Raw genomic sequence first — 14,556 nt, 5'->3', positions numbered from 1 at the left:
ATCACCACCACCGTGACCAGCCCCGACACGGCCACCACCAGGGCCATCAGGATCTCCTTGACCGACTGCCGTCCCAGCGAACGGAAGAACTGCGGCCCGCTCTCGAAGCCCACGGCATAGATGAACAGCGCAAACAGCACCGCCTTGATGCCCGAATCGATGGTCACCCCCACCTGGCTGATCAGCACCGCCGCCAGCAGCGACCCCGCCACGCCCCCCAGCTGGAACGACCCGAACCTGAACTTGCCCACCCAGTAACCGAGCGCCAAGGCCGCAAACAGCGCGATTTCCGGAGCCTGATGAAAGATGCTTCTGAGAAAGTCCACAGCCACCTCTGCTTCTGGGTTGAGTCCACGGCGGCGCAAGGGAACGGGTAAACGGGAACGGCTGCCCGCGAAGGGCAGGGGGCTTGCGTGCGCGTGGATCTGGGGGAAACGTGTGTCGCTATTAGAAAATGCCTATCGATATTTGATGAATGCGGTGGATTTCGTATTCATCAATATTCAATTGGATATGGCGTTTTCATTGGCTTGCTTGAATCAGTATCTTGTCGAAAACAGAGCCACTATTCATGACAAAAAGGAGTGGCGATGTAGGACTTGGCCGTCAGCCTGGAGGCGGCTTATGTCGTAGGACCTGGATAAGCAGGGCTGCACGGGCCGCCCTGCGCCTGGGCAGACCCTGTGCCATTCACGCTCTCAAAAAATATCCGGCTCCGGCACAGCGCTCCCAAAGCCCGTCTCCAGAAAATCAAAATTGCATCCTTCATTTGCCTGCAGGATATGGCGGCCGAACAGCCAGCCGTAGCCGCGCTCGTAGCGCGCGGGCGGGGGAGTCCATGCGGCGCGGCGGGTGGCGAGTTCTGAGTCGCTGACTTCCAGGTGGATGCGGCGGGCCGGCACGTCCACCGTGATGCGGTCGCCCGTGCGCACCAGGGCCAGCGGCCCGCCCACGGCGGACTCGGGCGAGCAGTGCAGCAGGCAGCCGCCGTAGCTGGTGCCGCTCATGCGGGCGTCGGACAGGCGCAGCATGTCTTTCACGCCTTGCTTGAGCAGCCTGGTGGGAATGGGCAGCATGCCCCATTCGGGCATGCCTGCGCCCTTGGGGCCGGCGTTGCGCAGCACCAGGATGTCTTCGCCGTTCACGTCGAGATGGGGGTCGTCCACGGCCTGCTTGAGGCTGGGGTAGTCGTCGAACACCAGGGCGCGCCCCGTGTGGCGCAGCAGGTGCGGGACGCAGGCGCTGGGCTTGATGACCACGCCGTCCGGCGCCAGGTTGCCGCGCAGCACGGCCAGCGCCCCTTCGGCGTAGATGGGGCGGGACAGGGGGCGGATCACGTCGTCCTGGTGGACCTGGCTGCCCGCAATGTTCTCGCCCAGGGTCTTGCCGTTGACCGTCATGGCCCCGGTGTCCAGATGCGGGCGGATGCGTTCCAGCAGGGCGCGCAGGCCGCCTGCATAGAAGAAGTCCTCCATCAGATAGCGGTCGCCGCTGGGCCGGATGTTGGCGATCACGGGCACGCGGCGGCTGAAGGCGTCGAAGTCATCGAGGCTGACCGGATGGCCCGCGCGCCGCGACATGGCGATCAGGTGAATGATGGCGTTGGTGGAGCAGCCCATGGCCATGGCGCAGGCAATGCCGTTCTCGAAATGCGCACGCGTGAGCATGCGGGCGGGAGTGAGGTCTTCCCACACCATCTGCACGATGCGGCGGCCGCACTCGGCGCTCATGCGGATGTGGTTGGCGTCGGCGGCCGGAATGGACGAAGCGCCCGGCAGCGCCAGGCCCACGGCCTCGGCAATGCCCATCATGGTGGCCGCCGAGCCCATGGTCATGCAGGTGCCGTGGCTGCGGGCAATGCCGGCTTCCATCTCGCGCCAGGCCTGCTCGTCCAGGCGGCCGGCGCGGCGTTCGTCCCAGAACTTGAAGGCGTCCGAGCCCGAGCCCGAGCCCAGCACCTGCCCCTTCCAGTTGCCGCGCAGCATGGGGCCGGCCGGCAGGTAGATGAAGGGAAGGCCCATGGAGATCGCCCCCATGGTCAGCCCCGGCGTGGTCTTGTCGCAGCCGCCCATGAGCACGGCGCCGTCCACCGGGTGGCTGCGCAGCAGCTCCTCCGTCTCCATGGCCAGGAAATTGCGATAGACCATGGTCGTGGGCTTGACCATGCTTTCCGACAGCGAGATGGCCGGCAGCTCCAGCGGAAATCCTCCGGCCTGCAGCACGCCGCGCTTGACGTCTTCCACGCGCTGCCTGAAGTGGGCATGGCACTGGTTGGCATCGCTCCAGGTGTTGACGATGGTGATCACGGGCTTGCCCATCCAGTCCTCGTAGCCATAGCCCATCTGCAGCACGCGCGAGCGGTGGCCGAAGGAGCGGAAATCATCGGGAGCAAACCAGCGTGCGCTGCGCAGGGATTCGGGGGAACGTGTCATGGTTGTGGGGCTCCTCAGTAGCTGCCGGCAGTGGATGCGGGCCCTGGCGGGTTCGCGGCCAGCGGCCCTTGCCTGAAGCGCGCCGCCGCCGCATCCAGCCCGTCGCGCAGCAAGAGCGTGTCCAGCGCCACGGCCACGAACTGGGCCTGCGCGTACCCGAGGAATTCGGCGTGCTGGGCTTTGGCGACCAGGCCCTGGCGCTGGACACCTGGCCCGCCCTCTCCACCGTGCGCGTGGACGGTTCCTGGCTCTACGGCCTGTGCGCGCACGCGGGCAACTCACGCATGTCGGACCTGGTCACCACCTATGTGGAAGAACTGGGCGACGGCATGGCCGACAAGAACCACGTCAAGCTCTACCGGGAACTCCTGGCCAGGTATGGCCTTGATCCCGTGGAGGATCTGCCCGACGACCTGTACCGGCAGGGGCTGGTACAGCTGGCGCTGGGCTGGAATGCGCAGCAGTTCCTGCCCGAGATCGTGGGATTCAACCTGGGCTATGAGCAATTGCCGCTGCACCTGCTCATCACCGCCTACGAACTCAATGAACTGGGAATAGATCCCTACTACTTCACGCTGCATGTCACCGTGGACAACGCCGACACCGGCCATGCCCGGCGCGCCTGCATTGCCGCCTGGGAAAACGCGCCGCGTATTGACGATGGCGGCGAATACTGGCGCCGCGTACGCGCAGGCGCCCGGCTGGCAGACACGGGCACCAGCACGCTGGACGTGATCCGGTCGTTCGACATCGAAGCTGAGGTGGTGCGCATCCTGGCGCGCAAATCGCCTTCCGGGCATGGCGCGCACTCGGACTTCTGTAAGGTGGCCGGCCGCAGCGTCAATGACTGGCTGTCCCGTCCGCAGGACATGCCTGCCTTCTTGGCCGCGCTGGAGCAGGCACGCAGGGACCAGCGCCTGCGGCGCTGGTCCTTCACGACTACCTCTATTGACTCCGTATGCCTAGTCATATGCACAGTCCTGTTCCTATCTTCAAAGATAAGCGATAGGACGGGGTCGGGGAATCAGGGGGGCTATCTCATTTGCTTGCGTTTATTCAGGCGCAGGAAGAGGCGCTTGAGGGAGTGATGGGGGGCGTTAGTGAGCGCTGGGTGGTGCGGGGGACAGATTGACTGGGGTGCTGCACTGGGAGGCTACGCATGATATACGTGGCCTTTCTGGGTGGTTTGGAGCTGCTAGCGGGGTTTGGAGCACGTGGACAGTCAATCTCTTGAGGACGGCTCTCGGCCAGGAGCGGGCATCAGCGAAGAGCTGCTTTCGGCGGCGCCATCCGGTGCTCTGGCATCGCTTTGCGATACGTCCTTCGCTGTAGAGTTAAGGAAGCAGACCATCCAAGAACTGTGATGGCCCTTCGCGCCAGATCCGGCCATACTTGTCCGGCTTGTGTTTGAAGCCGCTGTACAACAGGTGAACCTCATCGCGCGCTCTCGTGATTCCAACGTAGAACAATCGACGCGCTTCCTCCATCTTTTCGGGAGATTTGTCCGCCCAACCTGGCGAGGGAAACTCGCCTTGGTCCAACCCTAAGATAATGGCTACGTCGTACTCCGTACCCTTCGCGGAGTGGAGCGTTAGCAGATTGAGTTGCTTGGGAGCTCCATCACGGCGACCAAGTTGTGCTTTTGTCGTTCCGACAAGAACACCTTCTCTATCGAGTGCCTTATGCAGACCTTCTAAGTGCTCAGCCTGGTCGGCAAGCTCTGGTCTAACGGTAATCAACTCGTCGAGCAGTTCGGCGCGCAGAGCCGCGACAAAATCCAGCGCCGCGCCATCGTATCTGTGGTCCCAAAGAAAACGTGTTATGCGAGCTACTGCGTCACGCCTCAGCTTGTCCGACAATCCTCCATGAAACGAACACCATCTGCCTTGTAAGTCGTGCAGCGGTGGTGACGAAGCCTTCCAGCCTTCTGCACACCAGATGGCGCAATCTTCCACCCAGCTCGTGAGTGGCACCTTGCGGTACGGGGCGGCGTTGTCGATGCGTACGAATGGATATTTGACCTTGACGGCTTCGATTGCCGCCGCGTCGCCAACATTACTGTTCCGGTACAGTACTGCGATGTCTCCGAGCTGGCGTCCCTTCTTAGCAGCTAATGCTGCGGGAACCAGCGTCTTCATCGCGTACTCGGCTTGGTGCTGCAGACCCTTGTCGCACTTATGCGTCTGGACAGAGGCTTGTCTCTCGGGCTCCGAAGACTCGTAACCTCTGTCTTTCCCCAAAGCCCGTTGCGCTAACTCAATGATGCCTGTGCCGCTTCTATAGTTGATTTTCAGCGGAGTAGTCTCGATGCCATTTTCCTTAGATAGCTCTTCCAGCAGCTCGCTGTTTGCTCCCGTAAAGCCATAGACAGACTGGTCTACATCACCTACCGCAATGAGACGCACGCCGCCATCGAAGGTAAGCCTGCGAACGATACTGTCCAAGGCAATGCCTAGGTCTTGGTACTCGTCTACTGCTAGCACTGGAAATTTTGCTCGAATGACTTTCAAGATCCAGTCATGTTTGTTCACGAGCCGCTGGCCATAGTGCTCGATATCTACGAAGTCGATAAGCCCCTGCTTGCGTAACTCGTTTTCATACGCCTCGGCTAGGCCAGTCATCGCCTCGTTCTGCTTCCATGCCTTACTGTCGCGAACAAGATTCACACGGCGATGGCGGTCGACATCTAGTTTTCCCGGAGGTTTGCCGATAGCCCAGAGCTCGGCCGCTACTGCATGGTAGATGCTCTTAGCCTCAGATTCCGTGGCGACCTTCAGTGGATAGGGTAGCTTCAGGCCAGCCAACTGCGAAAAGGGCAGCAGCAGATGCAGCAGGCAGAACGAGTGAACGGTTCCGACGAACAGCCGCGGCGACTGCTCGAGTCCAAGTTGTCGAAGCCGCCGAATGAGTTCACGCGCCGCTTCGTTGCTGAAGGTGATGCAGGCGACACCTCGAGGCGACCGCACGTCTTCTGCCATGACACGCGCCAGCTTTGTGACGAGCGTCTTGGTTTTGCCGCTGCCGGGACCGGCCAGCACACAGCAGTTCCCAGTGGACTCGTAAGCCGCCCACTGTCCAGGGTTCTTCCGAAGCTGCAGCGCAGCTTGCAGGTACTTAGGACTCGACTGGGGAGAAGCCATTCTTCACAAAGGTCAGTGCCTTCTTGATGTACTCGGGGCAAACCGCAGCGGTGGCGGAACCTGCCAGCGCTTGCGCGAAGCGGCCTTTGCTGACCTCGCCGACCCAGCCAAGGAGTTTGTCCTCATCTAGCGTCGTCGGGTCGTCAGTCCAGCCCTTCATCATGGCCTTGCGCCTGGGCCCCCAGGTTTTCGCGTGCTTCTGCAAGATAGGCTCCATCGCAGGGCCCATGCCAGCCTGAAATAGCTCGACCTCCAGCGTCTTGTCGTTGACGAAAATCCCATTCAACTCGCCGTCTTCCCAAATGTCATCAAACTCCTCGTACTCGTCGATGTCCTCCTGCTCCATCGACAGAGCCAAGATGTCCCGAACTCTATCAAAGGCAAGCGGTTCACCTGTGTCCTGCGGGTCGAGGTCAGTCAGGATGACAAATGGAATGGCCAAAGCATCAGGCCCCACTAGCTTCACGTACGGTAGAAAGTTTGCGCTTGCCACGGAGCACACCGTGACCCCAAGTGCGTCAAGGTCGATGTTGAGCGCCGCTGCAAACTCGGGGATTAGGAACCGCTCCGCGTCGCCTTCCACGAAGATGATGCCGCGCGCGAAGAAGAGCTCGCCACGGGTGACGTCGATATACCGCTGCAGGTCGTCCTCATCGTCGGGCTGCAGGTCCACCTCGGCCGCGGACGTAATCGAAGTAGACCCACCTTCAGCGTCTTCACGCAGCAGAATGATAGAGCGCAAGGGGGCGACACTAGCGATGTGCGGCGAATGAGTCGTCAAGATGGTGGTGACGTTCTCCGGTGCATCCTCCTCATCACCAAGGTAGTGCCTGTACACCAGCCGCTGAACGTGCGGATGCAGGTGCGCCTCAGGCTCCTCGATTGCTAGAAATGTGTGACTGCGTTCGCCAGCCTCGACCGCTCGCTCGAGTTCCAGTCCTTTAAGGGTCAGGAACAGCAGGTTCGCTGTTCCTAGGCTTGCGTCGCCAATGCCTCGCGCGCCACCGTCAATCAGAAGCCGAAGGCCCCTCAGCAGTACATCCACGTTGGTTGGCGTCGCGCCCAACGTCAAAGACACGGCGTGTTCCGCGCCGACCATCTCCACAAGCCGCTCGTACACCTTGTCTGCGGCAGCAGAGACTTCAGGACGCTGCGCGAGGGCGCTCTGGGCATCGCTGACAAGCTGCTGGAGTTCCTCGCGGGTCTTCTCATCCAGACTAGCAGTCAACTCCTCGATGATGGGCCGAAGAGGGGAACGCCTCCAGTTCAGCAGGTCGCCTTCAGCGTCACGCAGAGCAAACAGGTAATCCATCGGCAGCTCGCGCCTGCGGGCGGCCGTAAAAACGTTGTCCTCGTTAGTGCCACCGAACACCAAAAATTCGTAGTCCGCCAAGGTTTTCGGCACCGCGCCCTCGAGTGCGGCTTTGGGGCGATATAGGTAGGTTAGGCGAGCGACCACTGGGGTCTCGGTGCCCACTAGGCTGCCGCCAAGGACGGTGAGCAGGTTGTCGTCGTCCTCGAAATCTGTGAACTCCATGACCACTTTGACAGTAGCACCTAACTTTGCATCGCCCAAGCCGTCCCAAAAATGCTCGAGGCCCAACTGCCGGTCACGGTCAGGGAGCATCGGGTCGAGCACTAGGCGCAAAGCCTTGAGTAGGTTGCTCTTGCCTGCCTTGTTCTCTCCGACAATCACCAGGCTGTCGTTCGTAGTGAAGTCGACGTTCTCGAAGTTGGCGTAGTTCTCAACCGCAATTCGACTAATTCGCATTGTTCCCTCTCCTGCTCAACTTGTATTTAACGAAAATTATTGCTGCAGCGAAGGACTGCCTCCAGCAGCGACTGACAGTCCGCTACCGTTAGCCCAACGGGGCATCTCGAAAAGCCGCAATGGGTCGAAAGCAGACCATCTACAAAATCAATTCCCATCCCCAACTCCAACCATCTCCCGAGTCCCTCGACACCCCGCACCAAACGCCGAGCATCCCCAAAACGCCTTTCCCGCAGCAGGCCCTCGCTTGGCAACCCGCTGAACCATGGCTTTCCCGCATTGAGGGCAGCCAGGTATTGGGGCGGCAGCCGGTTGCACTGTGTCAAAAGCAGGCTCCGTCTTGACGGGCTCGACCACAAGCACGGGGTTCAGTAAAGACGCAGCAGCCCGGGCCTTGGTTGTTGTCGCCGCTCCTGTCTGCGCCTTTGCCTCCTTCAGCAATTTCATCAGCGCAACCCCGTCCATGAGGTGGATATTCCTTCCCGCAGCAAACGCCACAGCCTCCTGAGTAAACCGGCCAGAGGTCACTACAAAGCCGGCAGCAGCCCCATCAGCTGCCATGACGCCATAAAGCTCGCGCACAGTGGCAACGCCTACCTTGAAGGCTTTCCACTGCTTGCATTGCACCAGTGTCTTTTCGCCATCCTTCGAGAGGACCAGGTCCACGCCACCATCGGGCCCGCCGCCACCGGTTTCCCTGACGCCGTAGCCGCGCCGCCGAAATCCCTCACCCACCAGCGTTTCAAACTCTCGCCATGACATGTTGTTCAGCGCATCCGCGCTGGAGCTGGCCGAGATGGTTTCTAACAACCGGCTGCGGCGGCGCTTGCGCACGGCGGAAATGGCCGCGCCGGCCAGGCAGATGAGGGGCAGGATGTACTGGCCACCAGTAGCCAAGCCCTGCCATATGGCCGTGGTGGCCAATTGGCCGATTTGCTGCGGGCTTTGTGCTGCAGGCAGGGGACGGATGGCAATGGAGTGCAACACCATGTAGCTGGCGAGTGCCAATGCAATGCCGGCCCACCAGGGCAGCATGGCGATCAGATCCATGAGGTCTTCTGCCGTGCTGGTCTTTCGTTTTCTTGCCACTCCTACGCCCCCATTGTTCAAATTGCAGAACATTTTGCAACATTTATGGGTGAGGCGAATTCCTGTGCCAATGGGTGCGGTGAAATCAAGAGAAATTGACACTGGTGATGTCTTCTGGCTGGCGATGAATGTGTGCAATGCGCTATTGATTGCGTAGCAGGTTGTGCATGCCTGGTCTGCGAAATTCCCTGTCTCGTCGTTTGAGGCAATGGACCGATCGTGCTCATTGCCATGGGTCGCGCAGGGGACAGGCTCCTTGGAGTGTGAGAGAGCAGTCCGGCTGCTGTCCTTATCTCCAGTGCTGTATGAATTTGTGTCACTTGTTTGGGGGACATACAGGGCCATGGCGGCTACCTAGCATCCGGTCGACTGGAGCGCAAAAGCAGGGCGGGCGATGACTGCGGTGCGGTCATTTCTTCAACGCCGCCGCTTGTTTGCACACCGATTCGAGGCCGAATCCGGCCTTTCACCATCAGGAGCCCTCGCCATGTCCGACGCTGCAAATCCAAAGAATGCCTTCACACCGTCTGCCGATATCTACAAGGGAATCTCCGTTCTCAGTTCAGAGGACTGGATCGGGCTGACGACGTTCTTCGAGTCTGCAGTCACCGACAACCCGACCACCACGGAGCTGATGCGCGCCATGCTGGGCATGCAGAAGCAGGATGATTTCAGGCCGGAGTTTTCCGAAGCGGTGGAGCTGTTCGTCACGCTCAAGGGTGTCGGCCAGAAGTTCAAGGCCGATGTGCAGGACAAGATGCTGACGCTGGCCGACGATATCGTTCAGTACAACGATGTGGCGGCAACCACCTATGAGCGGCTGATCGAGCTGGTGGACCGTTTCGATCTGGAGGGGGCGCCCACCCCATCGGCGGAGCCGGCGGTGGAAGCGAAATGGAAGGCCCTGGTCAAGGTTTGGGAAAGCGATACGCCCAGCGGGCGGTCGGAGCAGATCAAGCGCAATTTCAGCAGCGCGCTGGAGCAGTTGATTGAAGACGCCAATGCGCGCTCGGTGCGTGCCTTCGCGCTGCAGAACTCCATTCTTGACAACGGCAACGGAATACTGGTGCGCCTGAACGCCTGCAAGACCGCATTCAATGGACAAAAGCAGAAGTTCACGACCAATCTGGGCGCCGAGGGTGCTGCCAACCAGAAGCTGAAGGCCGCCGTGGAGAAGCTGGAGAACGACTTGAAGGCCCTGCGCCGCAAGGAAAAGGATGAAGTCATCGTGCTGTCCACGTCTCCGGCCTATCTGGCCATTCCGCTTTTCGGGCCGCTGATTCTGGCGGGGGTGGATATCGGTGTGGGTGCGGACCTTGCGGTCACGCGCAGGAAGATTGCCGAGAAGGTGGATGAGGTGAGAACCATCCAGGCCACGATGGCCACGAACGAGCGCTTCATCGGCTACTACAACCGAAGCAATGATCGCTTTGACAGCATCAGCAAGAGCATCGAAGACCTGGGCCCCAAGCTCAAGACGCTGGGCGAGGCATGGCGCGCGATTTCTGCCGATCTGGGCAACATACACAAGGTCTTGAGCACCACCGGCCGCAAGTCCCTGCAAGGGGAAAACTGGTTCAGCCTGACGGTGGTGCTGGGCACGGCCAAGAAGGGCTGGGCGCGTGTCGCCGGACAGGCAGACCATTTCCGCCGTTTCGGCGGCACGCCGAAGAAGGCGCAGAGCGTGGACCAACTGGTGGAGCTTGCCAGCAAGAAGGCAGCCTGAGCGATCTGCTCCGGCCTTTGTCCCACCGCTGCACAGGTGCAGTGCCTTACCTGGAACCACCCGCCATGACTTCAGCAATGACTCCCGCGCTCACTGCCGCGATGACTCCCATTGAATTGCGAACCCTGATCGATCGCTACCGTGCCGAGGGCCTGGTGCCGCCAGGGCCGCTGGTCTGCAGCGGTGGCCGGGCGCCGGACGGCAGCTTCAATCCCTTCGGCATCGTGGCCGATCTGGTGGTGGACCTGAAGGTGTTGCTGGACGAGGCCGACGCGGCTGGCCTGCAGGCGCTGGACATCCATGCCGATACCGTGGTGGTGCCCGAGGGGTTCGACAGGCGGCTTGACGGTGCGGTGCGGCGGCTGACGGTGATTGCCCGCCGCATTGTTTCCGAAGGCACGACGGTGTTGCGCATGCTGCATGACGCGGACAACGAGCTCAGCAGGGTGCGCATTTTCGTGGAAACCGTGGAGGGCCGGTTCACGCTGTACGGCGGCCCCACGCGCGACACCGCTTATGCGCTGGAGGAGGCCTGGGACACGGTGGCGCGGCCGCAGTTCAGCAATTTCCTGTGGCAGGACAACCGGGCTGTGGTGAAGCACACCCCCGTGCCGCCCGGCCTGCTGGAGCATGGCGAGCCGATGCACAGGGTGCTGGCCGCGCTGTTTGCCCTGAGCGCCGGCATGGCGGGCAGGCCCGGCCACAGCGCGGCCGAACTGGCGTTGTGCCATGAGGCGCTGGGCTGGATCACGCGCTGGTCAGGGGTCGAGTCCGGGTTTGGCGAGTTGATCCAGGCGGCGGGTTCGCTGCAGCGTCTGCTGCCGGCCATGGGCGTTGCCGGGCTGGCCAGGCCGATTCCTGATCTGAGCGCCGGAAGCTACCTGTCGCTGGCCAAGGCCCGGCAGGAGGTGATGGCGGCCATGGAGGCCCACCTGCGCAGCCTGCGCGCCAGCGGCGAGCTGGCAGGTGCCGTGGGCAGCGTCGCGCAGGCGTTTGCCGACCGGGATACCTTGGACCTCAAGACGCTGGAGGCACGTTGCACCAAGCTGGAGCAGCGGTTGATTCAGCAGATCGAGGCCCTTGACCGCGCCGCACGCACGGTGCGCCAGGAGGAGCTTGAAGCGGAACTTTCCGCCATGCGGCTCAAGCTTGAAAGCGACGTTGCCCAGATCGTGCGCACCGTGAAGATGAGCCTGGAAATCGCCTTTGGCGTCATCGCAGTCGCGGGCAGCGTGGCCGCCCTGTGCGTGGGCGTGCCGCCCGACCCGAAGGCGTTGACCGAGACCGGTCAGAAAGGCGTGCTCGGCCTGAAGGATGTGTACGGGCAGGCCAAGACGCTTGGCGGCAGCATAGACGGCCCGCTCAAGGCGCTGAAGGCCCTGGGCCAGTCGTTTGCCATTCCGCTGCAATGGGCCAGGCACAACTCCAGCACGCTCAAGAATCTGGTGGATCCCGCCAAGGGCGCATTGAATGCGGTGCTGCCGGTGATCCGTGGGCCGCTGGGCGGGCTGGATGTCGAGGGGATTTCCCGGGAGCTGGGCGACACCATGCGTGCACTTGCGCTCATGCCGGATGCCAATGAAGCCAAGGCCGCCTGGACGGTGCTGGAGAACGATGCAGTCAACCGGCTGGATCTGGTGCTTGCCACGGAAGGCACCGAGGCGGCCGTGCGCAACGCCGCCAACACCCTCAAGACACAGGTGCAGAAGGTGGCCGTCTATGGCCGCCTGCTGGCAGAGCAAAGCGCATCCAAGAATGCCATTGCCCGTGAGCTTGCCACGCTCAAGCTGGAATACGTTGCGGTGATCGGCAAGCGCAAGCGCCTGCAGGCGCTGGAGCAGCAGGCGCTGACAGAGCTGGAGCGCAGCGCGCGGCTGCAGGGGGAAATCACCCTCAGGGCAGAAAGTGCGCGCCGCGGTTTCTTCGTGGACTGCTTCGGTGTCCGCGCCGCACAGGCCTACGAGACAGGCAAGCAGCCCGGCCACCGTCTTTCGATGCCGGGCACGGCCGCTGCCATGGCAGATGCACACGCCACCCTGCTGGCAGACCACGCCAGCGCGCAGGCGGCCAATGCCAGGACCAAAGGTGATCTGCGGCGGGAATTGCGGGTCACTGACACCGCGCTGCTGCAGCAGCTGGCGCATGGGCAGCCCATCAGCCTGTCCATTGCCACCAGCCATCCGGCACTGGCCAGCTACCGCCGCATCCGCCTTTCTTCGGTGCAGGCCTGGCTGGAGTTTGCCGATGCCTCGGCCCAGCGCATCAATATCGACATGGTGACCGGCAGCTACTTTCACGACAGCACGGGCAACGGGGACGAGAGGCTCTTCTGCTCGCCCCTGAAGATCAACTTCACGTATGCCGGCGACCAGATCGAGTTCTCGCAGCATCTGGGAGACGTCTGCCCGACGCCGTTCACGACGTGGCTGATCGAAGTGCTGGAGCCCCGACGGATGCCGGCAGCGCCTCGGGCCCTGCGCCTGTTGATGGCCGGCACTGCAGCCAGATGACCCGGCTTCTGTGGCTGCCCGCCGCTGCCACGGCGCTGTGCTGCGGTGGCGCCCTGGCATCAAGCTGCCGCGTCGAAGCCGAGCCCGCGCGTGAGCCAGTCGCAAGGCAGGTATGGACCGATATGGCCGAGTTCTCGTTCGTGACCGGGTTGGATCTTGACGATGCCAGCGGCCGCATGACGCTGGTAAGGAGCCTGGAGAGCATGCCGTCGTTCCCTTCGCTGAAGGCGGCATCGGCCGCTTGGGGCACGCTGCGTGCCCGTATCGACGGGCTGGCCGATACGGTGCAAAAACTGGGGCAGGCCGTCGGGCGTTTGCAGCAGCTGTGCGACCAGCTGGATGCCGTTTCGCTGGCCCCCGACGCGCCGCTGGACGAGGCCCGATGGAATGCGGGTGTCGCAGCCGTCGAGACGGAGATGGATGCGGCCATTGCGGCGGCTGCACCCGTCGTGGCGCAACTGGAAAGTCATGCCTCGCTGCTTCGCGTGGCCGCCGCGCACCATGCCAGGCAGCCGCCACCGGCAAACGCGGTGGTCCGCCTTGGGCCCGCGCCGCAGGCGATGGCAACGGAATTCAGCACCCTGGCATTGCGCTGGCGGGCCGTGGCCTCCGACCTGGCAAATGCACGCCGCATCTTGCCGGTAAGGCCGGTGCGTGGTTCGTCCGCGCCCTTGATCGCCATGACGGCCGCCATGCGGGAACTGGCACGGATCTCCGCCGAGGCGCACGCACTCTCGGCCCAGCGGCTCAGCGATGCGGATTTTCGGCGCTACGAGACGGGCGACTACCTGTACGACCAATGCCCCATGCTCAAGGACCGCCAATGGGTCGGGTTGCAGAACCTGTACTGGAGTGAAAGGCGCAATGCGGTAGCGCTGCTGCAGGGCACGGGCCTTGTGTCTCCCCCCGGGCTGTACAACGTCGAGCCATGGCAGATTTCCTTCCCGGCCATGATTCTGGGCGCCGACAGATGGAGGTTCCTGCGCACCGGCAAGGGCTACTGGCTGGTCCAGAATGCGGCGTCCGGACCGGGCACCATGGCGCTCGATGTCACCAGCGTGGCCGGGAAACCGCATCTTGAGCTGAAGATGACGGCGTCGGCGGGAGACTCCCCACGCTTCAGCGGCCAGCAATGGCGCTGTGCGCCCAGCGAACTGCCGGGCCAGTTCCATCTCTACAACCGCTTCCTGTCGGATGCCGTCGTGCTGGATACGGCCAATGACAATGGCATTGCCGTCATGCTGCCGGCCACCAGCCGCTCCTCCGGCCAGTATTGGCGTGTGATCGAGCGGTAAGAGGTGCTTGGGGGCAGGACCCCCTTGATCTCAACCGCACTTGAGGTTGCATGCTCCAGGCTTCTCGTCGCCATGGCACTGCGCCATGGCCGTCGCAGACCCTGCAACCAAGAAGCATCCATGCCCCATCAAGATTCCCTCACGCTGGACGATCAGGTCCGGCCGACGACCGCCGAGAGCGGGTCCATCCTGTCCTCCCCCTACCGCCTGACGACGATCGGCATCGTCTCGCTGGTGGCCTTGATTGCCTTTGAGGCCCTGGCCGTGGCCACCGCCATGCCGGCCGTGGCCCGCGCGCTCGATGGGGTGCCGCTGTATGCGGTTGCGTTTGGCGTGACCCTGGCCACCAGCGTGGTGGGCATGACCGTGGCCGGCGGCTGGTGCGACGCGCGCGGGCCGGCGGCGCCGCTGTGGTCTGGCATGGCGTGTTTTGTGGCGACGGTCATGCCCACCACGCTGGTGGCCAGGGTCACGCCAAACGCAACCGCATACAGCGGCACCCCATCGAGCGCGCGGGCCACGGCCGGCATGGCGGTGGCCACGGCCAGGGCCTCAAAGGCAATCAAGGCCACCAGCGAGACGATGCCGATCGT

At 62.6% G+C, this 14,556-nt stretch carries 7 protein-coding genes and 3 pseudogenes; 5 read left to right on the top strand and 5 right to left on the bottom strand.

Features of this window, described 5'->3' with window-relative positions:
• Together A9976_RS18560 and araD are read right to left on the bottom strand one after the other, a co-directional pair.
• Positions 1-326 (bottom strand): annotated as a pseudogene (locus tag A9976_RS18560) (aspartate-alanine antiporter); the annotation flags it as partial.
• Positions 327-698: 372 nt separating this feature from the next.
• Positions 699-2,432, bottom strand: a complete 1,734-nt coding sequence (araD, locus tag A9976_RS18555; protein WP_183020230.1) for an L-arabinonate dehydratase — start codon at positions 2,430-2,432, stop codon at positions 699-701.
• A 179-nt stretch (positions 2,433-2,611) separates the two neighbouring features.
• Here araD and A9976_RS18550 point away from each other — a divergent pair.
• Positions 2,612-3,355: pseudogene (locus tag A9976_RS18550) on the top strand (iron-containing redox enzyme family protein); the annotation flags it as partial.
• A 411-nt stretch (positions 3,356-3,766) separates the two neighbouring features.
• On the opposite strand, the gene A9976_RS18545 reads toward A9976_RS18550, so the two are convergent.
• The 3 genes from A9976_RS18545 to A9976_RS18535 form a co-directional block, all read right to left on the bottom strand.
• A complete protein-coding gene (locus tag A9976_RS18545; protein WP_183020229.1) occupies positions 3,767-5,572 on the bottom strand; it encodes an ATP-dependent helicase in 1,806 nt (601 codons plus the stop codon).
• A complete protein-coding gene (locus A9976_RS18540; RefSeq protein WP_183020228.1) occupies positions 5,547-7,343 on the bottom strand; it encodes an ATP-dependent endonuclease in 1,797 nt (598 codons plus the stop codon). Before A9976_RS18540 ends, A9976_RS18545 begins: the two co-directional genes overlap by 26 nt.
• 147 nt (positions 7,344-7,490) lie before the next feature.
• Positions 7,491-8,432: a restriction endonuclease gene (locus A9976_RS18535; protein WP_183020232.1), complete on the bottom strand. Its 942-nt coding sequence runs from the start codon at positions 8,430-8,432 to the stop codon at positions 7,491-7,493.
• Between the two features lie 394 nt (positions 8,433-8,826).
• On the opposite strand from A9976_RS18535, the gene A9976_RS18530 reads away from it, so the two are divergent.
• From A9976_RS18530 to A9976_RS18515, 4 genes and pseudogenes are all read left to right on the top strand, one after another.
• On the top strand, positions 8,827-10,158 hold the full coding sequence (locus A9976_RS18530; RefSeq protein WP_259649244.1) for an alpha-xenorhabdolysin family binary toxin subunit A: 1,332 nt from the start codon (positions 8,827-8,829) through the stop codon (positions 10,156-10,158).
• A 101-nt stretch (positions 10,159-10,259) separates the two neighbouring features.
• Positions 10,260-12,668: a hypothetical protein gene (locus A9976_RS18525; protein WP_259649243.1), complete on the top strand. Its 2,409-nt coding sequence runs from the start codon at positions 10,260-10,262 to the stop codon at positions 12,666-12,668.
• Between the two features lie 122 nt (positions 12,669-12,790).
• Positions 12,791-13,963: an RICIN domain-containing protein gene (locus A9976_RS18520; RefSeq protein ID WP_259649242.1), complete on the top strand. Its 1,173-nt coding sequence runs from the start codon at positions 12,791-12,793 to the stop codon at positions 13,961-13,963.
• Between the two features lie 120 nt (positions 13,964-14,083).
• Positions 14,084-14,556, top strand: a pseudogene (locus A9976_RS18515) (hypothetical protein); the annotation flags it as partial.

Origin of the sequence: Delftia sp. UME58 (assembly GCF_014170385.1) — a bacterium.
In the GTDB taxonomy this organism is placed as follows: Bacteria; Pseudomonadota; Gammaproteobacteria; order Burkholderiales; family Burkholderiaceae_C; genus Comamonas; species Comamonas acidovorans.
This window is presented reverse-complemented; position numbering and strand designations above follow the sequence as displayed.

Coding starts and splice junctions, on each gene's coding strand:
- araD (WP_183020230.1), bottom strand. CDS start 2,432: ATGACACGTTCCCCCGAATCCCTGCGCAGCGCACGCTGGTTTGCTCCC.
- A9976_RS18545 (WP_183020229.1), bottom strand. CDS start 5,572: ATGGCTTCTCCCCAGTCGAGTCCTAAGTACCTGCAAGCTGCGCTGCAG.
- A9976_RS18540 (WP_183020228.1), bottom strand. CDS start 7,343: ATGCGAATTAGTCGAATTGCGGTTGAGAACTACGCCAACTTCGAGAAC.
- A9976_RS18530 (WP_259649244.1), top strand. CDS start 8,827: ATGACTGCGGTGCGGTCATTTCTTCAACGCCGCCGCTTGTTTGCACAC.
- A9976_RS18525 (WP_259649243.1), top strand. CDS start 10,260: ATGACTCCCATTGAATTGCGAACCCTGATCGATCGCTACCGTGCCGAG.
- A9976_RS18520 (WP_259649242.1), top strand. CDS start 12,791: ATGGCCGAGTTCTCGTTCGTGACCGGGTTGGATCTTGACGATGCCAGC.